At 36.5% G+C, this 25,655-nt stretch carries 16 protein-coding genes, 1 tRNA gene and 1 pseudogene; 10 read left to right on the top strand and 8 right to left on the bottom strand.

The genetic code is table 11. The features are described from left to right. Positions 1 to 658 precede the first annotated feature (658 nt). Both FS875_RS10165 and FS875_RS05970 read left to right on the top strand, forming a co-directional pair. A pseudogene (locus tag FS875_RS10165) lies at positions 659 to 760 on the top strand (integrase); the annotation flags it as partial. 247 nt (positions 761 to 1,007) lie between these two features. Next, positions 1,008 to 2,207, top strand: coding sequence for an MFS transporter (locus FS875_RS05970; RefSeq protein WP_144754416.1), 1,200 nt, complete (start codon positions 1,008 to 1,010; stop codon positions 2,205 to 2,207). Positions 2,208 to 2,245: 38 nt separating this feature from the next. On the opposite strand, the gene FS875_RS05965 is transcribed toward FS875_RS05970, so the two are convergent. The 3 genes from FS875_RS05965 to FS875_RS05955 all read right to left on the bottom strand — a co-directional run bounded on the left by FS875_RS05965 (position 2,246) and on the right by FS875_RS05955 (position 5,864). Further along, on the bottom strand, positions 2,246 to 3,676 hold the full coding sequence (locus tag FS875_RS05965) for an MFS transporter (protein WP_144754413.1): 1,431 nt from the start codon (positions 3,674 to 3,676) through the stop codon (positions 2,246 to 2,248). A 116-nt stretch (positions 3,677 to 3,792) separates the two neighbouring features. Further along, complete coding sequence (locus FS875_RS05960) at positions 3,793 to 5,007, bottom strand: NADP-dependent isocitrate dehydrogenase (RefSeq protein WP_144754410.1); 1,215 nt, start codon at positions 5,005 to 5,007, stop codon at positions 3,793 to 3,795. A 782-nt stretch (positions 5,008 to 5,789) separates the two neighbouring features. Next, positions 5,790 to 5,864, bottom strand: a tRNA-Glu gene (locus FS875_RS05955). Between the two features lie 1,233 nt (positions 5,865 to 7,097). Here FS875_RS05955 and FS875_RS05950 point away from each other — a divergent pair. Then, positions 7,098 to 8,414, top strand: a complete 1,317-nt coding sequence (locus tag FS875_RS05950; RefSeq protein WP_144754407.1) for a homoserine dehydrogenase — start codon at positions 7,098 to 7,100, stop codon at positions 8,412 to 8,414. Positions 8,415 to 8,550: 136 nt separating this feature from the next. After that, positions 8,551 to 9,537, top strand: a complete 987-nt coding sequence (gene glpX / locus FS875_RS05945; protein ID WP_144754403.1) for a class II fructose-bisphosphatase — start codon at positions 8,551 to 8,553, stop codon at positions 9,535 to 9,537. Between the two features lie 118 nt (positions 9,538 to 9,655). Here the strand turns inward: glpX and FS875_RS05940 are convergent, their stop codons facing one another. Further along, positions 9,656 to 10,762, bottom strand: a complete 1,107-nt coding sequence (locus FS875_RS05940; RefSeq protein WP_144754400.1) for a branched-chain amino acid aminotransferase — start codon at positions 10,760 to 10,762, stop codon at positions 9,656 to 9,658. A gap of 289 nt (positions 10,763 to 11,051) precedes the next feature. Between FS875_RS05940 and FS875_RS05935 the strand changes: the two genes are divergently transcribed. Beyond that, positions 11,052 to 11,327, top strand: coding sequence for a hypothetical protein (locus FS875_RS05935; RefSeq protein ID WP_144754397.1), 276 nt, complete (start codon positions 11,052 to 11,054; stop codon positions 11,325 to 11,327). A 171-nt stretch (positions 11,328 to 11,498) separates the two neighbouring features. Here the strand turns inward: FS875_RS05935 and FS875_RS05930 are convergent, their stop codons facing one another. The 3 genes from FS875_RS05930 to FS875_RS05920 form a co-directional block, all read right to left on the bottom strand. Further along, complete coding sequence (locus tag FS875_RS05930) at positions 11,499 to 14,012, bottom strand: SPOR domain-containing protein (RefSeq protein ID WP_144754394.1); 2,514 nt, start codon at positions 14,010 to 14,012, stop codon at positions 11,499 to 11,501. A 151-nt stretch (positions 14,013 to 14,163) separates the two neighbouring features. Continuing rightward, the gene (gene argS / locus FS875_RS05925; protein ID WP_144754391.1) at positions 14,164 to 15,921 is read right to left on the bottom strand and encodes an arginine--tRNA ligase; all 1,758 of its coding nucleotides are present in this window, start codon (positions 15,919 to 15,921) and stop codon (positions 14,164 to 14,166) included. 30 nt (positions 15,922 to 15,951) lie between these two features. Further along, positions 15,952 to 17,154 (bottom strand): deoxyguanosinetriphosphate triphosphohydrolase, encoded by a 1,203-nt coding sequence (locus FS875_RS05920; RefSeq protein WP_144754388.1) that lies wholly within the window; start codon positions 17,152 to 17,154, stop codon positions 15,952 to 15,954. Positions 17,155 to 17,263: 109 nt separating this feature from the next. Here FS875_RS05920 and FS875_RS05915 point away from each other — a divergent pair, with 109 nt between their 5' ends. The 5 genes from FS875_RS05915 to glmS all read left to right on the top strand — a co-directional run bounded on the left by FS875_RS05915 (position 17,264) and on the right by glmS (position 22,804). Continuing rightward, complete coding sequence (locus FS875_RS05915; protein ID WP_144754385.1) at positions 17,264 to 17,587, top strand: HesB/IscA family protein; 324 nt, start codon at positions 17,264 to 17,266, stop codon at positions 17,585 to 17,587. 39 nt (positions 17,588 to 17,626) lie between these two features. Then, positions 17,627 to 18,610 (top strand): carboxypeptidase regulatory-like domain-containing protein, encoded by a 984-nt coding sequence (locus FS875_RS05910; protein WP_207999988.1) that lies wholly within the window; start codon positions 17,627 to 17,629, stop codon positions 18,608 to 18,610. 25 nt (positions 18,611 to 18,635) lie between these two features. Beyond that, positions 18,636 to 19,442, top strand: coding sequence for a cytochrome c biogenesis CcdA family protein (locus FS875_RS05905; protein ID WP_144754382.1), 807 nt, complete (start codon positions 18,636 to 18,638; stop codon positions 19,440 to 19,442). A 14-nt stretch (positions 19,443 to 19,456) separates the two neighbouring features. Continuing rightward, a complete protein-coding gene (glmU, locus tag FS875_RS05900; protein WP_144754379.1) occupies positions 19,457 to 20,806 on the top strand; it encodes a bifunctional UDP-N-acetylglucosamine diphosphorylase/glucosamine-1-phosphate N-acetyltransferase GlmU in 1,350 nt (449 codons plus the stop codon). Positions 20,807 to 20,980: 174 nt separating this feature from the next. Then, entirely contained in the window at positions 20,981 to 22,804 is a 1,824-nt protein-coding gene (gene glmS, locus FS875_RS05895) for a glutamine--fructose-6-phosphate transaminase (isomerizing) (RefSeq protein WP_144754376.1), read from the top strand. Between the two features lie 400 nt (positions 22,805 to 23,204). On the opposite strand, the gene recG is transcribed toward glmS, so the two are convergent. Continuing rightward, positions 23,205 to 25,313: an ATP-dependent DNA helicase RecG gene (gene recG / locus FS875_RS05890; RefSeq protein ID WP_144754373.1), complete on the bottom strand. Its 2,109-nt coding sequence runs from the start codon at positions 25,311 to 25,313 to the stop codon at positions 23,205 to 23,207. Positions 25,314 to 25,655: the final 342 nt, after the last annotated feature.

The raw sequence follows: 25,655 nt of genomic DNA, 5'->3' as shown, positions 1-25,655 counted from the left end.
TAAAAGATAAGTAAGTATATTTAAATAAAAAAATATCGTATTTATTTTGTATTATAGTTATATAAAAATCATAATATATTATGTGAATATTTCAAATTTACAGATAGTGAATTAAATCAAAAAGATCTTATGCTATTTTTTGATGAGATGAGATAGGAATAAATGCCTCTAGAATAGGATTATTGAATCAATGGAAAAATCAAGCACGATTATCATGAAAATTTTAAAAAGATTCTGTAATAACCTATAAGATAGCATACGCATTGAAATTATAGCTTATCAATTTGGAGAGGATTCATCTAGACCATAAAAACGAAGAAATAATAAATTAGGCAGAGGTTTTTATATTTGTATCAAGATAATGATGAGATATGGTTCACCTGTTTGGAATGTATTTTTCAATAAGTTTTAGAATTGTTTATAGCGTGTGATATATCGTTCTAAATAAAGATTTAAGGTAAAATTGAAACTGCTGAAAAAATAATACAACGTATTGATTTATAATGATAATCTAGCGGTATTCATATTGAATTAGAATCTCGAATAACGTAAGATTCTCTCATTTAAAATCTGTTTATGTTGAATCAATCAATATCACTTGCTTGCACACCACAAGCGGGGTTGGTGTGGGTAAAAAACTGTATAAGAAAGAACTAAAATGGCTCTTATGAACCGTCTTAATGCAAGGTCTGTCGCAACATTGGGGGCTGGCAAATATAATGATGGTGCTGGCTTGTTACTCCATAAGCGTAAAGATGGAAATAAAGTTTATTATCCTGGGTTTATTATCTGCAGGTCTTATAAAAATAGTTGAATACATCTATAACCGTTGGTTTTTTTAAAGATCTTTCATAAAAGAATCTTACTAAAAATTTCGTAAAATACTTATATATCAAAATGTTTCTAAAACTTTATTGGGGACGATTTGCTATGCGTATAACAATGTTTTGAATTTTTTCCCGTATTACAGATATCTACAGCAAAGATTCTTATACAGAAGTGATGATATGAAGGATTCTCATAAACAAAACATTCTTGCATTGGAAGTTGATTCTAGAATACGGCGTTTAGCAATTTTAGCCCTTTCAGTGGGCAGCTTTGCTATCGGGACGGCGGAGTTTGTTGCAATGGGGCTTTTACCAGAGATGGCACGAAGTTCATATGTTGATATTCCTACTGCGGGTCAATATATTTCTGCTTATGCATTAGGGGTTGTGATTGGAGCTCCTCTTTTAGCTGTTGCAACTGCTCAATTTTCACGTAAAACTATTTTGATAGGGTTGATGTTTTTTTATGCCTTAGCAAATATTGCGAGTGCTTTTTTTTCTGATTTTAATACATTAGTCGTATTACGCTTTCTCAGTGGTCTTCCCCATGGAATCTATTTCGGACTTGCGGCTATGGTTGCTTCTTCAATGGTGGAAATGAATGAACGCTCCAAAGCTGTTGGGTCTGTCATGCTTGGCTTAACTATTGCAACCGTTTTAGGAGCACCAAGTGCAACTTGGATTGGTCAACTTATTGGTTGGCAGATTGCTTTTATCCTTGTGGGTATGATTGCTTTATTATGTTGTTTGCTTATTTGGAATTTTTTGCCTTACGATTTAAGGATTAAAAGAACGAGCCCTTTACGCGAAATGGGTGCATTAAAACAAAAGCAGGTGTGGCTTCTTTTAACAATGGTTTCGGTGGGAGCGTCAGGATTATTTTCTGTTTTTACTTATATTAAGTCAACATTAATGTATATTTCTGGTGTTTCACTTGAGTGGGTACCCTTTATTATGCCGTTAGTTGGACTTGGAATGGTGGTAGGAAACCTCTTGGGGCCTAGACTGGCTACTAAAATAGGCATTTCGCCGATGATATTTTTTTCTATGCTTTGGAGCGTATGTGTTTTTTTTCTTTTTTTCTTTTTATCTTATGCTCCGTTAACAGCAGCAATAGGATGCTTTTTGGTTGGGACTTCTTTTGCAGCTATGCCTTCTATACAAACAAAAATTATGGATGTTGCACTACAGGGACAAATTTTGGCAGGAGCATTAATGCAGTCTGCTTTTAATATTGCCAACGCTCTTGGTGCAGAAGCTGGAGCATTGGTTTTAAAATTGGGCTATAGTTATGAATATACAGCCATTTTAGGGAGTATTCTAACTTTTTGTGGATTAATGGTTTTTTGCGTCTCATGGTTTATGGAGAAGCGTGCTTAATATTTTTTTGAGTAAAGAAGAAATTTTTATATTTATTTTTAATGATTATTGGAATGTCCTGTTGGATTTTTTAATATGCAGTAGGAAATGCGCAGCGCTAATGGAATAGCAAAACAAAATAAAAGCCCCATGAGCACGATAAGAAGTGTTTTGGCTGCTAAGATCATTCCTATTGTTCCTCCAGGATTAGAGAGGCCAGCAAGATTAGTGATGACTCCTGCTAGAGTTGCACTTAAGGCTGCTGAAAATAGTTGTACAAAGGTAAGGGATTCACTTGCACGCAGAGCATCTTCATCATTTGTACATTGTAATATCCTTGTGAGCAAATGTGGCCACGCTATGCCTGCACTGACCCCAATAGAAAATAGTGCTAAGCAAATAATAAAAATATATTCAAGTGTGGAAACTTCTGTTGGAATAAGCCATAAAAGAATAGTGATGCCTAACAGTTTTAATAAGGGGGAGTATACAATGATGTTGCGAATTTTTCTTACGGAGATACCAGCACTTGAAAGAGCTCCACATGTCCACCCTAGGCTCATGAGTGCTGCTATATAACCAGCAATAAGTGGAGCTTGCCCATGAAGCTCTTGAAGAAAAAGTGGAAAATAAAGTTCTATACTGTATACGACTGTTGTCATAACGAGGATCAATGCGTAAACAGGAAAAATTTCAGAAGAAAAAGAAAAGGATTTGTATGGCAACATAGGATGAAGATTAGATAATTCAATTCTTGCTAGAACAAAGAGAAAACTAAGTCCGATAACGATCCCGCAGATTTTTGCCATTGTCGACTCCATAGCCCCTCCAATCGAAATGATAAAAATCAATAAGGTGAGTATGAAAAGCTGGAGAAGAGGAAAAGGGGATGTTGGAATATCATTTTTATTCTGTTTTGGTAAAAGTTTAAAGGCGATGAGTGAGAAGAATATAGCAAATATACCAATGATCCAAAAGGATGCTCGCCATAGACCATAATATACGGAAAGTCCTCCAATCGCTGGCCCTAATAAGGTTGATATTCCCCACATTCCAGAAATAACACTTAATGCGTGTGACCATAAAGATGGGTTTAAAAAAATACGTACCATGGAATAGGATAGGGATAACAAAGAGCCACTTCCAAATCCTTGAATAAAGCGTCCTATTAAAAATAATGGCATAGATGAAGAAATGCTGCACAAAAAAGTCCCTAGGGTAAAGATAATTCCAGAGATAACATAAGTGTTACGAGGACCTAATTTCCCTAATATTCTTGTTGCAAGAGAAGTTCCTATGAGAGAAGCTGTAATGAAGACAGTCGCAACCCAAGAATAATATATTTCATTGCCAATATGATTCATAAGAGAGGGTAAAATAGTAATAACAATATAAACGTTAGTGGCGTGTAACACAACTCCGCCTGTAAACGTTAAAAAGCAAAGACCATTTTTACTCAATAGAAGCGTAGACCAGCTTTGTCTTTTCACTGTTTTTGCTATTTAATAAAAGTTTATTCTCTTTCTATTTATAAGGTAGTTTTTAAAATTCACCAAGAAAAATTCAAAGCTCTAAATAGAGCTTTGAATTTTAATTAAATTATTGCTTAATTATCCATTTCTTTTTTGAGATTTTCATCAATTTTATCGAGAAAACCTGTTGTAGAAAGCCATTTTTGTTGAGGTCCAATTAAAAGAGCGAGATCTTTCGTCATAAAACCTTCTTCAACGGTTTTAATACAAACTTCTTCCAATGTTGTGGCAAAGTTTTTTAATTTATCATTGTTATCGAGTTTAGCACGATGCGCTAGTCCACGAGTCCATGCAAAAATAGATGCAATAGAATTTGTTGATGTTTCTTCATTCTTTTGATGTTGACGATAATGGCGTGTTACGGTGCCGTGTGCGGCCTCTGCTTCAACAATTTTACCGTCCGGTGTCATGAGAACAGAAGTCATAAGACCAAGAGAACCAAAGCCTTGAGCAACGATATCTGATTGCACATCACCATCATAGTTTTTACATGCCCAGACATAGCCACCTGACCATTTAAGTGCCGAAGCAACCATATCATCAATGAGACGGTGTTCGTAATACAATTTACGGTTTTCAAATTCATCTTTAAATTCCGTATCAAATATTTCTTGAAAGATATCTTTAAAACGTCCATCGTAAGTTTTTAGGATGGTATTTTTTGTTGAAAGATAAACCGGAACATTCCGCTGTAGCCCATAATTAAAAGATGCACGGGCAAAATCACGAATTGACTCATCAAGATTATACATTGCCATGGCAACCCCTGCACTTGGGGCATCAAAAACATCATGCTCAATAACTTGATTATCATCACCAACAAATTTAATACTTAATTTTCCTTTGCCTGGAAATTTGAAATCCGTCGCTTTATACTGATCACCAAAGGCATGACGTCCGATAATAATTGGTTTTGTCCAGTTAGGTACGAGACGTGGAACATTTTTACAGATAATAGGTTCGCGAAAAATAACCCCCCCTAAAATATTACGAATCGTACCATTAGGTGATTTCCACATTTTTTTTAAGTTGAATTCTTTAACACGTGCTTCATCCGGTGTGATGGTTGCACACTTTATACCAACCCCGTATTTTTTGATAGCATTGGCAGAATCGATCGTTACCTGATCATTGGTTGCATCTCGATTTTCAATAGAAAGATCATAATATTTGAGATCAATATCGAGATAAGGATGGATTAATTTATCTTTGATATATTGCCAAATGATACGAGTCATTTCATCCCCATCGAGTTCAACAACGGGATTTTCTACTTTGATCTTTGCCATTAGAAGTCCTTTTTCTTTTAAATGATATTACTTTATAGCACTTTCAGGTTTATAATGAAAAGTAAAAACAAGGGAAAAAGGCATGTAAATATGGGGGATAGAATATATGATCAATAGAGTGTAAAATTTTATTGAAGAGTTTAATTTTTGAAAAGAAGTAATGTGTTTGCAAACCTATTATCATTGTGTAATTGATAAAAAGTCTAATTTAATAGATAGATTGAGGAGATTTAATAGGGATATGCTTTTTTATTATCAAATTTTCTATTTAACGATTTGATACGTTGATTGTGTTCACAATGAGGGTTTCTTGAGTCTTTTTGTGTGAGTAAGCATTTACTGTTTATCGCCATTTGATCTAAAATTATGGTTTGTTTGTTTATAAAAAATTTAATGCGATATAAAAGTCCCTGTAATGAGAGATGATTCATCTAAAATGCGTTCTTGATGATCAATTTTAGTTTTAAAAGTTGAAAGAAATGCATAAAGGCGTGGTCTGTTTTTATTTAAAAATTAACAGCATACGTACAAATGTGGCTTATAAAACCATTTTATCACTAGAGAAAGTCATCCAACTTATATTTTATTGATTTTCTATTTCTACTAAGGATTGGATTAAAGTACTTTTCCTGAAAAGAAACAACAAATGAATCATTAGATATCTTTTGCACCTTTTTTAAGAAAAGACTCCTTTAAAGGCCTGTCCCTTCATTTTTATTTGTGATCCCTTAGATTTAAAAATACAAGGAAAACCAATACGTTAAAAAGAACAAAAGGAAAATTGGTACGCCCAAGGGGAATCGAACCCCTGTTTCCGCCGTGAAAGGGCGATGTCCTAACCGCTAGACGATGGGCGCAAACCAATGATGAGGCTTATAGAGATGATCTTTTTACTTCGCAAGCCCTCTGTGTCATTTTTTTTTAAAAAAGTGTGTTTTATTGAATAATTTTTAAATGACTTTTATTTAGATCATTTTATTTCCTAAAATTTTTGGCAGAAAAAATATAGAGTTATCATGATAAATAAAAAATTTTGCTGCGAACATCATATTGAGTGAATGATATTTGTTGTTTATTTTTTACATATTTTATTCATCTTTGTTTCATGCTTGTACATGTAAATATTCTTTAACTTACGTAAGAGAGCTTTTATACAGAAGGCTGCTTATTTGAGCTTATCATAAAGAAAAGCCGTATAATTTATGAAGGGAAAAGCCAATATTTAGAGCTAGTTAATAAATATACGAATCACATAAAAAGTTTTTTTTGAAGCATAAGCTGGAGACATTGTTCAATGTTCAATATGATAGAATGAAAAATATTGAGGAAAGTTCTACAAAATATCTTAAAAATTATTTTTCTCAATTTTATGCTTTTTATTCGTTTTTCAAAAGAGTGGCAATGAGTTGAGGTAAAATACTCGAATTTTGCAAATTTATTCTCCATATTTGTAATTTTTCAGAATCCTTCTGAACACACGTGAGTTTTTGTTTTTTTTACTTTAATGTCAGGTTCTATTTTTAGACAAGGAGAATGTTAAGATCTTTACATTGAAGAACAGACAGTTCAAGCTATATAATGGTAGGAAGGAATATGTTATTATTTAATAACCTACTTTATATTTTGTCCATTCTCTTTACGTATCATATGAAAGAATGTTTTTTGTTTAATACTTGTTGATTTGGAAGAGATATGTTTGTATTTTCTATCAAATATTCTACATTCTTTCGCTTATTATTGATTGCTTTTGAGAGATTTTTTTCTATCCTTTGTTGATAGAGGTTGATTTTTATGAGAAGGCTTTTGCTTATTTAAAAATAAAGCAGTTTTTTACGATAACTTGCATTTATCAGTTTTGTAGATTCTCATGTTGAATTAGATCTTTTATAAAGTTTTTTAAATTTTAGAAGAAAATAAATATTTGTATTTTGGGGAATTTTGATTGAACAAGCGGGGATAATTCTATTAGAAAAAAGAGTTTGGAGGGAGCTGGGAATTTCTTTTGTCCTGATGGATATCAGTATTCTTTGTATTAATTGGCACATCATTTAAATGATTTTTCAATAAAGATAGGGATCAGTGGTTAGATAATGGCAGAAGCTTTAAAAGTTGGCGTTGCAGGACTTGGTACGGTTGGTACCTCAGTTGTTCGAGCTCTATGTGAAAAAGCAAATAGTTTGGCTTGTCAGTGTGGGCGATCCATTAAAGTCGTTGCTGTTAGTGCGCGCGATAAAGTCCGTGATCGTGGAATTGATCTTAGTAATATAAGATGGTTTGATTCACCTGTGGAGATGGCTGCCTTTGATGAGATTGATGTTTTTGTCGAGTTAATTGGTGGTGAATTGGATATTGTATATACTGCTGTTAAGAGGGCACTTGAGGCAGGACATCATGTTGTGACAGCCAATAAAGCTCTTCTTGCTCGACATGGAGTAGAACTGGCTATAATTGCAGAACAAAAAGGTGTTTTTCTTCATTTTGAAGCAGCTGTCGCAGGGGGAATCCCTGTTATTAAAGCGATGAGAGAATCACTTGTCGGTAATCACATATCGCGGATTTATGGTATTCTCAATGGAACCTGTAATTATATATTAACACGCATGTTTACAGAAGGTCTTTCATTCAGAGAGTGTTTAGCCGATGCACAAAGATTGGGTTATGCTGAAGCAGATCCAACTTTTGATATTCAGGGAAATGATACGGCTCATAAATTAGCTTTGTTGACAAGTTTGGCATTTGGAACAGCTGTTTCGTTAGATGATGTTTATGTTGAAGGAATTCATAATATTTCGCAGATTGATATTCGGGCAGCTGATGAATTGGGGTATCGTATTAAGCTTTTAGGGGTTGCATTAAAAACGGATTCAGGGATAGAGCAACGCGTTCATCCGACAATGGTCCCAACATCTTCAATGATTGCACAGATCAATGGTGTAACCAATGCTCTTTCTATTCAAAGTGATTTATTAGGTGAATTACTGTTTTCTGGCCCTGGTGCTGGAGGAATGGCAACAGCATCAGCTGTTATTGGTGATTTGGCTGATATAGCAAAAGTACGTTCTGGTTTTCACTATGCACCTGTTTTAAGACGTCCAGCATTAGAACTTTCTCCTCATAAAAAAGCACGTATTTCACATCATGCAGGAGGGTATTTTATACGTTTAAATGTTCATGATCGTGCTGGTGTTTTTGCCGCGGTTGCAAGGCATATGGCTGATAATCATATTTCGTTAGAGTCGATTGTTCAAAGACCTTTTGTAAAAAATCAGATTGAAAAAACGATTATTTTAATCACGCATGAAACAACAGAAGTAAATGTACGACAGGCACTTGCAGAAATTGAAAAAGATGGACATCTTGTTGCAAAATCTCAATTCATTCGTATTGAACGTATGGCAGAGAATTGATAACTTATTTTGATAAAACAAGCTGGAATACTTTTATCTCTTGTGAAAAGTTTTCATCTTTGTCAAAAGCTTTACTTTTAGAGCTTAATTAAGGACTCATATTTTTTCTGGTATTTATTCGGTAGGATTTTTTCATATGCCCACAACTCAGAAGACTTTAAATGGACTTGATCGTATTTTGACACTTGAATTAGTACGTGTCACTGAACGTGCTGCTGTTGCTGCTGCACGCTGGCGTGGACGTGGTGATGAAAAGGCTGCGGACCAAGCTGCTGTAGATGCAATGCGCCAAGAACTTAATCGATTGCCGATTGAGGGCACAGTGGTGATTGGTGAAGGTGAGCGGGATGAAGCGCCCATGCTCTATATTGGAGAAAAAGTAGGTCTTCAAAGTGGACTGGCGATTGATATTGCACTTGATCCACTAGAAGGAACAACACTTTGTGCTAAAAATCTTGCCAATTCTTTGGCAGTGGTTGCTATTGCTGAAAAGGGTAACCTTCTTTACGCTCCTGATGTTTATATGAACAAAATTGCTATTGGTCCTGGTTATCCAAAGGGAGTGGTGGATATAGATGCTTGTCCTACCGATAATATTCACGCTCTTGCAAAGGCTAAAGGAGTGGCTGTTAATCAGATTACTGTTTGTATTATGGATAGGCCTCGTCATGAAAAATTGATTGATCAAGTGCGAGCCACAGGGGCATCGATTCGCTTGATTGGTGATGGAGATGTTGCTGCTGTTATTGATACAACTGATCCAGAAGAAACTGGAATTGATATTTACATGGGAATTGGTGGAGCTCCAGAGGGTGTTTTAGCATCTGCTGCTTTACGTTGCATTGGAGGACAGATGCAAGGTCGTTTGTTGCTTGATACAGAAGAGAAAATTGCTCGTGCAGCCAAAATGGGGATTAGTGATCCTAATAAGGTTTATACAATGGAAGAAATGGCAAAGGGTGACGTTTTGTTCTCAGCAACAGGGGTGACAGATGGTAATATGCTGTCTGGTGTTAAATTCACACCTCGCTACATTCAAACGGAAACTCTTGTCATGCGTTCTCATACGGGCACAGTCCGTAACATTAAAGCAAAGCATAGAGATCATTCGAAATTTGATTAATGTTTTCTTTTTTGTCATCCCTAAAAAATAGAGAGATTATTTTTAGTGTGTACACTTCCATGAAGGTTGATATATCTTCATGGAAGCCTTTTTTATAGATTATAAGAATATCGTCTTATTATGAGAGCTGGACAGAATGAACCCAGCCATTTTTATCTTCTATATTCCCTTTTTGAAGACCAACTAATTGTGTTTGAAGTTTCTTTGTGACTTCTCCAATTGTTTCATTTCCGATAATAAATTCTCCCCCTTTATATCTAAAACGGCCAATTGATGTGACAACGGCAGCTGTACCACAAGCAAAAACTTCTTTAAGGTGCCCACTCTTTGCATCCTCTTGAAGCGATGCAAAAGAATAAGGACGCTCTTCTATCGTTAATCCCATTTGTTGAGCTAACTGTAAAATTGAATGACGTGTTATCCCCGGAAGGATCGTTCCATTAAGAGGGGGAGTTACGAGTGTATTATTGTCCATAATAAAGCAGACATTCATACCGCCAAGTTCTTCAATCCATGTATGTTCAACCATATCAAGGAAGAGCACTTGGCTACAATTATTTTCAATTGCACTTTTTTGTGCAAGTAAGCTGGCAGCATAGTTTCCACCACATTTTGCAGCACCCGTCCCTCCTGGACCAGCACGACTATATTCTGTTTCAATCCAGACGCTAACAGATTTTTCTTCTCCTTTGAAATAGGATTCAACTGGAGAGGCTATGATACAAAAAAGATATTCTTTAGAAGGGCGAACGCCCAAAAAGCTTTCATTACCAAACATAAATGGACGAATGTAGAGGCTTGCGCTAGGATGATCAGAAACCCACTTTTGATCAATTTTTACGAGTTGGTGAACGGCATCCAAAAAAATATCTTTTGGTAATTCTGGCATGGCTAACCGTTGTGCTGACTCTATAAATCTTTGTGCATTGGCATCAGGACGAAAGAGCAAGATGCGTCCATCTTTTGCACGATATGCTTTTAAACCCTCAAAAATTTCCTGTCCATAATGCAAAACGGTACTTGCAGGGTTAATTTCTAAAGCTTTGTATTGAGAAATAACGGCGTTATGCCAGCCTTTGTTTTCTGTCCATTGAATAGTGCACATATGGTCTGTAAAGAATTGACCAAAACCTGGATTTTTTAGAATTTCTTCACGTTTTTCTTCTGAGAAAGGTGACAGGTGCTGTTCTATTGTAAAGGGAAGTGACGATATGGGAGATTTCATAAGAAAAACCTTTTGAGACTGTTTTATTTTTTATTAATAAAAATAATGAGATATTTTGATCATAACTCTATTATTAGCAAATCCTTTGTGTCAATGTTTTATTGTAGAGTTCAAAGGTTATGGTAGATATTTTTAAATTCTACTCTCGGCTCTCTTTCCTCACTTCATAAAGATATTTGGAACTTTTATCTCTCTTTATCGTTTTCTCAAAATAAGTATCTGAATGATTTCATATATGCATATTTTCTAAAAATTTGAAGGTTAAGGGGATTGAGAAAAGGAATCCACTATGATTGATAAAAATTATCACACATATGAAGAACGTATGGCTGAAGAAAGAAAAGATCATGAGCAGCGTATTTCAATTGCTAAGGGTATTTTTGCTATTCTTCTTGCTCTAGTTATTATTTGGTTTGTTTTTGGTTTTTTAGGATCTTTTTTTGCAAGATCTCCTGAACATAGTTCACGTTATAATACTCCACAAACAAGCCAGACTATAACAACACCTCAAAAAGATTTAAATTCACCCCCTCCTGTACCTTATACTTATAAGAGTACACAGTGATTTTTTCGTAAACATAATCTTTTAAATTAGGCGAAAATTGATGCAGATTAAAGAATAAAATCGGCGTAAATATATAAGCCAAAAAGATGGAGATAATTTTAATTTCTGAAGTTTCCGATAAATCATTGAAATAAATCATGTAACGGTTGTTAAAACCGTTACATGATTGGTTTAGCGTGTTGTGAAGCAACTTCCACCAGAATTTTTGATGGTCTCACAAAGGATTATAGCTTCATCACGGTTTTGCGTTTGAATACGAACACGGTAATAGGTTCCTTTTCCTGGTATGAAAGCCGACTGAATATTTAAAGGACGGGACCCGATAATGAATCCAAATTTGGATTTCATATTTTTCAAAGAATCTCTCGCTAACTCATGCGTTGGTTGAGAGGAAAGTTGCACGTAATAATTCTCTGAATTTTGTGGTGTAACTCTATTTTCTGATGTGGGGTGAGTGGCGGCGTGCGTTTCGACTTCTGTATTTCTCTCTGCATGGGAAGGAATTGGGATAAATTTTTCTTCAATATTCGCATTAGAAGTATTTTCAGCGATTATTTTATCAATATTATTTTTAAGATCATAATCACTTTCTTGGTCATTTTTATCGGAATTATGCGACAAAACAACGGATGACTCTTGAAGCTCGTCAGGAATTTGATCAATGGATTGAGTAGATTGAGCAGCAGTTTTGCTCTCTGTTTGATGTACAGGAGCCAGTGTAATTGTACCATCTTGATTGACAATAACAGTTTGTACTTCTCGCGTTGGAATAGTATGATTGATAGCTTCAGTGACTGCATCTTCAACATCAGATTCAGTTGAAGAAGATGATGAAACATTTGAAGATTCTTCAGGATTTAATCCCTCTAAGCTATCAGGTTGCTCAGAGCTATCGATAAGAAATTGTTGTGTATTTTCTTGTTTGTCATTTTGCCCAGTTGTTTGTTTATAGACATCTAAATTATGGGCAACATCACTTTTCGTTTCAGTTGTTTCTGGTTTGAATTTAAAAGGTGTATTATCAGCATGGATAATGACCCTTTCTTCATTTTTCTGTGATGACATGAAAAAATGATAATAACCAGTAAACCCAATAGCTACTAAAATAAGAAGAAAAATACCTTTGATGAAAACTTTACCCAAAATAGAATTTTTAAGAGGAGGAGGTGCTGAGGGAGGCGTAGGAGTTCCATCTGAATTTGTGTATAGTGAATTCTCACTCAAAGAGGGAGAATTATATTCAATATTGGTATCAGAAAAATAGTCGGCATTTTGTTCTTTAGAATTTATATAAACCCCTTCTTTTGAATTTTGCATAGTTTGATGAAAAATTTCATTGAAAGTTTCATTTTTCTGTTGTTTTTGAGAAAAATTATCTGTTGGAACATGTCCTACATTGAGTACATCTGCAAACTCTTCTTCCAAACCACCTGTTGGTACATCATATTCTGGGGCTTCATACGGAACTTCTGGAACCATAATAGGGCCCGTTTTTTCTACGATTTCTTCCGAAAATTTATAAGTATCAACATTGGGTGGGGGAGTATCTCTGTGTGTATAGTTATGGGCAAAAAAGCTCTCTGTTTGTTTTGTATTAAGAGGTTTTGATGAGGAAAGAAACTCATCTAAATTATTTTGGTTATATGAAACTTCTCTGTTTGGAGGAGAGACATTTTCAGGCTGATTGATGTATTGGGTTTGAGCCTCATTATATGTTGGAACCTTTTCACTGTAAGCTTCTTGTTGTGAAGGATTTTTTTCAAAAAAATGGGGATAATTGGCTATATGATCTTCTTGTGAAGATTTCTCTAAATAAGATTGTCTGTCAATGTGTGTAGAATTCAAAGGGGAGGAGAAGCCACTTGTTGTCTGATTTTTTGCTGTGTTTTGTCTTTCTGATACAAGGTTAGAAGATGAAAAGGATTCATTTCTTTCCGGAGAAGAGGAACTATCCGTATAATTTTTTGGGGAAAAATTTTCTTGATCTACCGAAATGTTATAGGGATGGTTTCTGGAAGAATCATAGAAATTTTGATTATCATCATAAGTTTTTTGTACATTCGAAGTCTCAGGCTGTTGTGAGCTCGTTTGTGAAAAATGATTGTTTTTTTCAACAGCTTCTGTCTCATCTCTCTTATTTTCGCGTCTTTCAGATTCATTAAGAAAGAAGTTTTCTGATTCTGATTGTGAGATAAAATTTCTTTTTTCAAAAAAAGGATGAGAGCTTGTTGCAGTTTTTTTCTGTTGAGACAATTGATTCTTTTGGATTGGTAATGGAGAAAGCGCGTCTAAAATTTGTTCTTCATCATGACTGGCCGGTGAAGAATATTTTTCTTCAGATAAATTATTTTGTTTTGAATGGTTGAAAGAACCAGTTTGTGCAATATCTGAGGCTGTTGCATTGCTGGTTGCGTGCAAGTTCCATTGCTTTTTTTGATCATCAAACGGTAAGTCATGTGTTAAATTATTTTCAAGTTCTTCTTCTAGAAAGGACAAATCAAAATCATCATCAGAGGGTAATGTTTTGGAATGAGATGTCGATCGGTCTGTCTGTAAAGAAGAGTGCTCATTTTGGTTTCCGCTTTGTTTGGGCGGATTAAAAATGCGCGTGAGTCTTTCTAAAGGATCATGGTGTTCATGATCTTGGTTTGTTTCGTGCGGATTTTTGCGATCGTTATCGCTCATAGCTTTTCTCACATAATGATTTGCACTAATGTGCAATCAATGGTTAATTTTGATTTGTTACATTAAAATTATAAATTTTCCCCCTCTCATGCAAGAATACATGAAAAAGTTTACCAATAAAGTATCTATTGTATGTATTTATAGAACTTTTTCAACGCATTTCTATTGGGGCTTCGACTCCTATGATGCTAAGTCCTGATGATAAAATATTGATAACAGCTTGTATCAAGCCCAATCTTGCAAAGGATAATTCTTTATCATTAGGCTGAATAAAGCGTAAATGGAGACTTTCACTCCCTTTATTCCAATGGCTGTGAAAGCAGGAAGCAAGATCATAAAGATAAAACGCTAATCGATGGGGTTCTTTATGAACGACGGCTTGCTCAATGATACGTGGATATTCAGAAAGTTTGCGTATTAATAATATTTCATTGTCATCTGTTAGTCGATGAAGATGGGGGATCAATACATCCTCTGAAAAGTTTTCAGTATGAAGCACTTCTTGTGCTTGACGAAAGACTGAGTGACAACGTGCACTTGCATATTGTACGTAAAAGATAGGGTTATCTTTTGATTGTTCTGTTACTTTTGCAAAATCAAAATCAAGAGGAGCTTCGCATTTTCGGTATAGCATCATAAAACGCACTGGATCACGCCCAACTTCCTCGACAACATCTCTTAGCGTGACAAATGATCCAGCTCTTTTTGACATGCGTACAGGTTGACCATTGCGAAAGAGTTTTACCAATTGACATAAGAAAACACTTAGTTTGGCTTTATCCCCAGAAATTGCTTTTGCCATGGCTTCTAGTCGCTTTACATAGCCAGCATGGTCTGCGCCTAGAATATAAATCATTTCATCAAAACGACGATTAAATTTATCCCGAAAATAAGCAACATCAGCAGCAAAATAAGTGTAAGAACCATCGGATTTAACTAAAACACGGTCTTGGTCATCACCAACATTCGTTGAACGAAACAAAGTTTGTTCACTTGGTTCCCAATCTTCTACATTTTGTCCTTTAGGAGGGGGGAGTTTTCCTTTGTAAATATAACCATTTAAAGTGAGATCGTTAATGGTGTTACGAATAGCACGGGCATTATCTGCGTAAAGCATTCGCTCAGAAAAAAAGATATCATGATAAATATTAAGAGCTGCCAAATCTTCACGAATCATGGACATCATTTCTTGAATTGCTCGTTCTTTCACGATAGATAAGGCTTCATCTTTATCCATGGTGAGGAGTTGATCACCAAACTCTTGAGCCAATGATTGTCCCAATGGTATCAAGTACTCTCCAGGATAGAGCCCCTCTGGAATTTCATTAATTTTTTGTCCAAGAGCTTCATGATAGCGCAACAGTACAGAGTGAGCGAGGACTTCGATTTGTTGACCAGCATCATTGATATAATATTCTTTCGTGATGTTATAGCCCGTAAATTGCAGCAAATTAGAGAGAACATCTCCAACAACGGCTCCGCGACAGTGTCCTACATGCATAGGGCCTGTCGGATTTGCTGAGACATATTCAACATTGACGCGTTTTCCTTGTCCTATAGGGATGCAACCATAAGAAAGGCCTAATTCAAGCATAGACTTTATAGCATCTTGCCAAAATAATTTTGTAAGCTTGATATTGATAAAACCAGGACCGGCAACATTAATATTCTCAATAGAGGAATCATTTTTAAGCAGTTCTATGATTTTATCGGCAAGTATACGGGGCTCCATCCCAATAGATTTTGCAAGAACCATAGCAGCATTGGTTGATAAATGACCATGGGAGGAATCACGTGGGGGATCAACGGTGATTTTTGATAAATCTAAATCTTCTCCACTTTTTCCTTTTATATCAGATAATTCAATTGATTTTTTAATTTTTTTTTCGAAGTTTTTAAAGATATTCATATTAAGCTTCCATGATAATGCCAAAAGCCATTAAACGAAATGATCTGTATGGTCAAATAAACGGTGATATTCACGTAAAGCATAGTGATCAGTCATCCCTGAAAGAAAGTCAGCAATCAGACGTGCTAATTCTTGATTTTTTAGGTGCACAGTTTTTTGGCACCAACTTTCAGGCATTGTATCTGGATTTTCATAATAACAATTGAATAATTTTTGTACAATGGATTTTGCTGCATTGCGACGACTAAGAACTTGTTCGTGGTAATAAAGATTTTTAAAAAGAAAATTTTTTAGTTCTTTTTCGTAAACAGTCATTGACGGTGAAAAGGTAACAATCGTTTGTTTTGCTTGGTAAATATCGTTTATGCTGGTTGGTTTGATGCGTGCCAAATTTTCATGTGATTGTTTGATAACGTCTTCGACCATGGTTGTGATTTGTCTTCGTACAAGTGTGTAACCGCGTCGTGCTTGGTCGAGGCGGGGATGCTCATCTGTAATATCTTTTAAGATGGCCGCTGTTAGTGATATGTTTTCAAATTGATCGAGTGTTAAAAATTGCGATCGTAAACCATCATCAATATCATGGGCATTGTATGCGATATCATCTGCAATCGCAGCACATTGCGCTTCTAGTCCTGCAAAACAATCGAGTGCAAGATCTTGCTTTGCATTGTATTGTAAAATGTCGGTGGGAACCTCTTTATTCTTCGCGTGAGGACCTAAAAGGGGCCCGTTATGTTTTACAAGTCCTTCGAGGGTTTCCCATGTAAGGTTGAGGCCATCAAAATTCGCATAGCGCTGTTCTAGTTTTGTAACAATGCGTAAGGCTTGTGCATTATGATCGAATCCGCCATAATGAGCCATGGCTTCATTGAGAGCTTCTTCTCCTGCATGGCCAAAGGGTGTGTGCCCAAAATCATGCGCAAGAGCAATAGCTTCGGCGAGATCTTCATCAAGATACAGTGCCCTGGCGAGTGTTCGTGCAATTTGGGAAACTTCTATGGAATGGGTAAGGCGGGTACGATAATGATCGCTTTCATCCGCAATAAATACTTGCGTTTTATGTTTAAGACGTCGAAATGCATTAGAATGGATAATACGATCTCTATCTCGTTGAAAGGGTGAGCGTGTAGAGCTCATCGTTTCATGGAATAATCGGCCGCGGCTCGTTTGTGGGTGAGCACTGTAGAGCGCTCGAGATTGGTAATTGAAGTTGATCGTGCCTATATCCATTGCAAGCTGTCCATTATCATCTTAAAATTGAGAGTGGTTTATGATGAATAAATTTCTCTTTATAGTGTGGAATACTCTTTCTTGATGGTTTAATGCAAGGATATATAAAATGAATGTAAAAATTTCAGATGCTGCTGCCCAGCAAATTATACAGATACTTTTGCGTGAACCTGATAAAATAGCCTTACGCATTTCTGTTGAAGGTGGTGGATGTTCGGGTTTTTCTTATAAATATGACTTGGTTTCTGAAATGTGTAAAGATGACCTCGTTTTCAAAAAAGATGGGGCAATTGTGCTTATTGATTCACTATCGATTCCTTTCATGGAAGGAGCTGAGATTGATTTTGTTGATGATCTTATGGGGCAGTCTTTTCAGATTCATAATCCCAATGCTGTTTCATCATGTGGTTGTGGTGTAAGTTTTTCAATTTGAGAGTGGGACTTTGTGATATTGTTTCTTGAAAAAAATATCATGTTGGTCAACAATGTAAAAATGGCTAGTCTTGTAAAAATAGTGCACCGATGTGTGCGGTTATGCGTGGTGCTTACTTTATTGATCTGGAGCCACTATGCTTTTTGTGAAGAAGGAATAGATCAGCAGCAGGGACCATCACGGAGTTTTATTCTAAAGTCCAAAGAGCAGGAAAAAGAGAGTTTAGCATCTCAAGCACAACTTGTTTTGAATGCTCGATTAACAAATAGCCGTCAAGATATTGAGAAAGGGCTTGTGTGGCGCCTTTATGCCCCTATTCTAGGGATTGATAATAAATTACCATTAGTGGCAACCCATAAGGGGGGAAGTGCACGTTTTGATCTTGAGCCAGGAAGCTATATTATTCATGTTTCATTTGGTCATATGAGTGCTGTGCGCTATATTCGTCTAGAAAATGGGCAGAGTCTTGTAAAAAATTTTTATCTTGAGGCAGGTGGTCTTATTTTAAATGCGACACTGCTCAATGGTGAAATCAATGAAAAGGAATTACGTTTCACGATCTATGAAGATGAAAAAGAAAATGATGATACGGGGATCATTTTATCAAATGTTAAACCTCAATCTATTGTGCGTTTAAAAGCTGGCCGCTACCATGTTGCTTCCCATTATGGTTCCATTAATGCGACGGTGCGTTCGGATATTCAAGTAGAGGCTGGTAAAATAACGGAAGTTACTCTTGAGCATCAGGCCGCTCAAATTGTGTTAAAGCTGGTACGACAAGAAGGAGGCGAAGCGCTTGCAGATACAAGTTGGTCTCTTGCCAATGATTCTGGTGATATTGTTTATGAAACAGTTGGGGCTTATGTTTCACTCGTATTAGCGGAGGGAGAGTATATTGCCATTGCTAAAAATAAAGATAAAATTTATCAAAAGGTTTTTTCTGTCGTTTCTGGTCATGATGAAGATATAAGCGTGGTGGCGAATGAACAAAATATGCAACAAATTAATGAAGATATGGATTGATCATTGTTCATAAAACTAAACCGTGATGAAAGATGGGGTGTGCGTTTTGATTGAAATTTCAACAGTTGGTGTATTTTTTGCGGGGGCTCTCTCTTTTTTGTCTCCATGTGTTTTACCATTAGTGCCTCCTTATTTATGCTATATGGCAGGGATTGGTATTGATGATTTTCGGTCAGAAAAACATGATGAGAAAGTCTTTATACGGTGGGCTTTGTTGTCTTCTGTTATTGCTTTTGTTCTTGGGTTTACCACCGTTTTTGTTGCTTTAGGTGCTAGTGCAAGTACAATTGGTAAATTCATCGGTTATTATCGTGATTGGTTTGCACTTGCTGCTGGAATAATCATTATTATTTTTGGTTTAAATTTTTTAGGGCTTTTCAAGATTTCGTTTTTATTTCGTGAAGCCCGTTTTCAGACTCATAAAATACCGGCTGGTCCTTTAGGAGCTTATGTTATTGGGTTAGCTTTTGCCTTTGGTTGGACACCGTGTATTGGTCCTATTTTAGGGCCTATTATAACGCTTGCTGGCACGAAAGAAACGGTGGGTGAGGGTGCTATTCTATTAGCCATTTATGCATTAGGTCTTGCTGTTCCTTTTGTATTGGCAGCTTTATTTTCCAGTCGTTTTATGCGATTTTTAGCAGCTTTTCGTATTCATTTAGGGAAAGTTGAAAAAGTTATTGGTATTTTTCTTATTCTTACAGGAATTTTATTTTTAACAGGCTCTATGCAGGATCTTTCATTTTGGCTTTTAGAACATTATCCTTCATTGAGTTATGTTGAAGATATTCGTTGGCACGATATTATGAACTTTTTTGGATTTTCTCGTTAGTTTTATGTGTTTTTATGGTTAGAAGTTGTCTTTCTATTGTTCTTGCAGCCGGTGAAGGGACGCGTATGAAATCGTCTCTTCCTAAAGTTCTTCATAAAATTGCTGGATTGCCTCTTATATGCCATGTTCTAAAACAAATAGAATTGGCAGGATCTTCACAATTGGCTGTCGTTGTAGGATTTGGTGCTCAAGAGGTTGTACATGTTGTTCAGTCATGTGTAAAAGATGTGATGATTTTTGAGCAAAAACAGCGTTTAGGAACGGCGCATGCTGTTTTATCGGCTCGTTTAGCTTTGCAAAGGCGAGTGGATGATGTTCTCATCGTTTTTGGGGATACGCCTCTCATTCAACAAGATTCATTGCGTCAAATGCGTGCACAGCTTGCTGATGGGGCAGATGTTGTTTTTGCAGGTTTTCATACTCAAGATCCAACAGGTTATGGGCGCCTTCTCGAGAAAAATGGTCAATTGATTGCAATTGTTGAAGAAAAAGATGCGAGCAATGAAGAAAAAAAGATTTCTTTTTGTAATGGGGGAATACTCGCTATGCGTGGAAAACACGCCCTTTCTCTTTTAGAGAAAGTTGATAATAACAATATGAAAAAGGAATATTACTTAACCGATATTGCTTCTCTTGCTTCGCGTGAAGGATTAGATGTACGTGTTGTTGAAGTTCCTTTTGAAAATATTGTAGGAATTAACAACGGTCTTGAGCTTTCTGAGGCTGATTCTTTGTGGCAAAAACGTAAAGCGCGCGATTTAATGTTATCGGGTGTTACACTCTTAAAACCAGAAACAGTCTATTTTTCTCATGATACAGAAATTGAACCAGGGGTGGTGATAGAACCAAATGTTTATTTTGGATTAGGCGTGAAAGTACAATCTGGTGCTGTTATTCATGCATTTAGTTATCTCGAAGGTGCTGTGGTGGGTCAAGATGCGCAGATTGGTCCCTATGCACGTTTGCGTCCTGGAACAGAGTTGGCTAAATCCGTAAAGATTGGAAATTTTTGTGAAATCAAACAAGCCAAGGTAGGAGAATCTTCTAAAATTAATCATTTAAGTTATATTGGTGATGCCGAAATTGGTGAACATACTAATATTGGAGCTGGTACGATTACATGCAATTATGACGGATTTAACAAATATAAAACTACGATTGGTGATCATGCTTTTGTTGGGTCTAATACGGCGCTTGTTTCTCCATTGGTAATAGGGGATGGCTCTTATGTTGCTTCAGGAAGTGTTATTACTGAAAATATTCCTATGAATAGTATGGCTTTTGGGCGTGCACGACAGGTTATAAAAGAAGGCTATGCAACAAAATTTCGGGCACGCTTGTTAGAAAAAAAACAAAAAAAATGATCATTTTCAATCTATTCCTTTGTTTTGTACTGATCTAACGATGGAGAGGAGGTTTATTCTTAAAGATTGCCGTACTCCATATTTAAATTATTTTATTATTTATCGTTTTAAATAAAGGCTGTTAGATTGTTTTATGAGATTTAAATCTTAAGATATGTGGGTTGGAGCTTTTGAATGTGTGGAATTATTGGAATTCTTGGAAAGAGGTGTGTTGCGCCGTCTTTGCTTGAAGGGTTAAAACGTCTTGAATATAGAGGGTATGATTCATCTGGGGTTGCAACAGTTTATAATGGGCATCTTTATCGTGTACGTGCTGAGGGGAAGCTTGTTCATTTAGAAGAAAAATTGAAAAAAACACCTCTGAAGGGAAATTTAGGGATTGGCCATACCCGTTGGGCGACACATGGCGTTGCTGTTGAACGTAATGCGCATCCCCATGTAACTGAAAAGCTTGCGGTTGTTCATAATGGTATTATTGAAAATTTCGTAGAATTGCAAAAGGAACTCACCGAGGAGGGTTATATCTTTGAAACAGAGACGGATACGGAAGTTATTGCACATTTAATAACGCGTGCATTAAAAAGTGGTCTTTCTCCACAAGAAGCTATGCGTACCAGTTGGAAAAGACTGCAGGGGGCTTTTGCACTTGCTCTTATTTTCAAAGGTGAAGATAATCTTATGATTGCGGCTCGCTCTGGTCCACCGTTGGCAATTGGTTACGGAAAAGATGAATTTTTTGTGGGATCCGATGCTATTGCTTTGGCTCCATTCGTTGATCATATTAGTTATTTGGAAGATGGGGATTGGGCTGTTCTCACACGGGAAGGCGTCACAATTTATGATGGAGACAATCAGCCGGTAAAACGTTCTGTGACAACCTTACTTGAAGAAGCATTATTGATTTCTAAAGGAAATCATCGTCACTTTATGCACAAGGAAATGTTTGAACAACCTGAAGTGATTTCTCATAATTTGGCGCATTATCTTGATCTTGGAAATTATACCGTTCGATCTTTTGAGAACTTGATTGATTGGACAAATATTAATCGGATTATTTTTGCAGGCTGTGGAACGGCTTATTATTCAACCTTAGTTGCGCGCTATTGGTTTGAGAAATATGCTGCTTTGAGTGTTGATAATGATGTTGCTTCAGAATTTCGTTATCGTGAACCCCCTATAACCTCTGATGTATTATCTCTGTTTGTTTCTCAATCGGGTGAAACAGCTGATACATTGGCTTCTTTGCGTTATTGTCGTGAGCGGGGTATAAAAACAGCAACAATTGTGAATGTTGAGCAATCAACAATGGCAAGAGAGGCTGATTTTATTTTTCCAACGCTTGCCGGACCGGAAATAGGTGTTGCTTCAACAAAAGCTTTTACCTGTCAATTGGCAACACTTGCTTCCATAGCACTTAGTGCGGCTAAAGAACGTGGCTATCTCACAGTTCAAATGGAACAGCAATTGGTTCAACAGTTGGCAGAAGTTCCTCGTATTTTAAATGAGGTCTTAAAATTAGAAGGCAAAATTGAATCTCTTTGTCGTGATTTGGTGAATGCAAAAAGTGTTCTTTATCTAGGACGTGGAACTTCTTATCCGATTGCTTTGGAGGGAGCCCTAAAACTGAAAGAGCTTTCTTATATTCATGCTGAAGGTTATGCAGCGGGGGAGTTGAAGCATGGACCAATTGCACTGGTGGATGAGACAATTCCCGTTATTGTTGTGGCTCCTTATGATCGGTGGTTTGAAAAAACTTTGTCTAATATGCAAGAAGTAGGAGCGCGCAATGGTCGTATTATTTTAATAACCGATAAAAAAGGAGCAAAAGCAGCTTGTCTGAAGACTTTATCAACGATTACTTTGCCCGTTGTTCCAGAATTTATTGCTCCTATTATTTATGCGCTTCCCATTCAATTAATCGCTTATCATACGGCTGTTTTATTAGGAACAGATGTTGATCAACCGCGTAATTTAGCAAAATCAGTCACAGTTGAATAAAAATAGATTGTATATTTCTAAGTTTTGGGAGAGTAATTAAATCTAACAAGTTGATTTATAATGATAACTTTTCTTTCTCATTTTTTGTTGAATGAGAATATCAAAAATAGGATTTTTCATTCCAAATCCTTAATGACAGAATAAAAAATATTTTCTTAAGCAATCAAAAAATGGATCAGATCTATGAAAATAAGGGTCAAGAGAACATATTATGCTTCTTCTCCTTTAATGCAAGAGTAATCTAAATTGGGAGAGAGGATGCTGCTGTTGGTTTGTTATTCTTTCATGAAGCATAAATGGTGTAGGGGAGTGTGTTAGATCATTTATGAGTGATCCCAAGAAAGAAAAATATATTTGTATGGAAAGTATTTTTATTTTTATCAAAAGTTCTTTTCTGTCATTATCCTGCTCGTAAGAGACGTGTAGCATTGTCGTGTCCGAAAAGATAAAGGAGCAACCGTAAAGCCTGTCCTTGCTCAGAAGAAAGATGAGGATCGCGTTGTAAAAATAGGCGTGCGTCCTTTCTTGCTATTGACAAAAGATCACTGTGAACAGCAAGATTTGCTATATGAAATTCAGGGACGCCGGATTGCTTTGTTCCCAAAAGTTCTCCTTCGCCTCGCAAGCGCCAATCTTCTTCGGCGATTTCAAAACCATCTTCTGTATTACGAATAATATTCAAGCGTTTTGCTGCTGTTTGGGTGAGTGGATCTTTATAGAGCAAAATACAGGAAGATTTTTTATCGCCTCGTCCTACACGTCCACGCAATTGATGCAATTGTGAAAGACCAAAATGTTCTGCATGTTCGATGATAATAATCGAAGCGTCTGGAATATCTACACCTACTTCAATGACGGTTGTTGCAACTAAAATACGTGTATTTCCGCATTTAAAAGATGCCATAGCTGCTTCTTTTTCCGCTGTAGACATTTTGCCATGGATCATTCCAACACGTGCTCCAAAGCGTTTATGAAGAAACGCAAAACGATTTTCAATTGAAGTGAGATCAAGAGCTGTCGATTCCTCCACTAAAGGACAAATCCAATAGAGTTTTTCTTCTTTTTCGAGTGCAATTGCGATTCGTTCTATAAGTTCATGCATACGTTTCAAAGAAAGCATTGCTGTTGTAATGGGATGCCGTCCCATTGGTTTTTCCGTAATTTTGGATACATCCATGTCACCAAAAGCTGTTAAGACAAGTGTGCGGGGAATGGGTGTGGCGGTCATGACCAGCATATCCGGTTTATTGCCTTTTTCTGTAAGGGCAATACGTTGATGCACACCAAAGCGGTGTTGTTCATCGATAATGGTTAAGGCGAGATTATTATAAGTAACGCTGTCTTGTATAAGAGCATGGGTTCCAATGACAATAGAAACTTGACCTGACAAAATATCATTCAAAATATTTGTCCGCAATTTTCCTTTTTCTCGTCCTGTTAAAAGCGTTGTTTGTAAGCCTATCTTTTCGGCAAAAGGAGTGATGGTGGCAAAATGTTGCCGAGCAAGCACTTCTGTGGGGGCCATTAAAGCTGATTGTCCTGAATTTTCAGCAATTTGTGCCATTGCCATCAGTGCTACGACTGTTTTTCCTGCGCCTACATCACCTTGGAGCAGTCTTAGCATCGGTTCTGGTGAAGCAAGATCATTGGCGATATCCTCTACCGCTTTTATCTGTCCCTTTGTGAGCTGAAAGGGGAGAATATTAAGCAATTTTTTCGTATAAATTCCTGTTGATGGTCGAGGAGTCCCAACAAGAGATTTGGTTTTCAAACGCACAAGACCTAGCGCCAATTGACAAGCGAGCAGTTCATCATAGGCAAGACGTTTACGTGCTGTACTTTCTAGAGCTAGATCATCGGGATTAATAGGGGCATGGATACGGCGTAAAGCAACAGAAAAGGAAGAAAAATTTTGCTGTTTTTTAATATTTTCATCTATCCATTCTGGGAGAAGAGGAATAAAATCGAGAGCGTTTTGTATAGCACGTCTTAACGTCTTTGAGGCGAGTCCAGCGGTAGAGGGATAAACAGGTTCGATGAGAGGAAGCTGATTTGATTGTTCGCTCGGGATGATATGGTCGGGATGTGCCATTGAAAGTTGTCCATTAAACCATTCAACTTTTCCTGATACAATGACTTTTTTTCCCTCAGGAAGTTGTTTTTTTAGCCAAAGAGGCTGAGCATGAAAAAAGACTAAATTTATTTTTCCTGTTTGATCATGGGCAATAACACGATAGGGAATTCGATTATGACCACGGGGTGGAGGCTGGTGTTGATCAATGACAATTTCCAGCGTGACAGTCTCTCCTTCTTTTGCATAAGCAATGCTGGGACGCATTCTACGGTCTATAACAGAATGGGGCATTAATTGAAGAAGATCAATAAGGGTTGCTTCACGTTGTGTAGGATTAATATTTAAAAGTTTTGTCAGTAAGCCATAGACTTTAGGTGTAATACCAGAAAGGGTTCGAATAGAATTAAAAAGAGGGGTAAGAAGACTTGGAGGCATGAGGAAATTTAACCTGCTCTTTTTGTTTTTTCTAGACCTTTAGAAGAGCTTTTTGGGGATAAATTCATAAAGAAGAAATTGTTTTATTAACTTATTGAGTGTTAGGAAGAAAATGAATATTTAATGAGAAATACAATAAGAGAATACTAAAATTAAAGGGCTTATACGAACTATATTTTTCTTCTTTTTATTTTAGGCGTTTATTTGCTGTGAATAGAGGCCTTTTCTTGATAGAACTCTCTTATAAATATCAGTAAAATTGGGATATTTTCCTATGTGGAATGATAAATTTATAGCCTTAAAGTTATGTTAGCGTAAAATTTTTGCTCTAAGGGGTGCTGT

This window comes from Bartonella saheliensis (assembly GCF_902162175.1).
The sequence above is the reverse complement of the archived record's forward strand: the minus strand, read 5'-3'. Positions and strand labels throughout refer to the sequence as shown.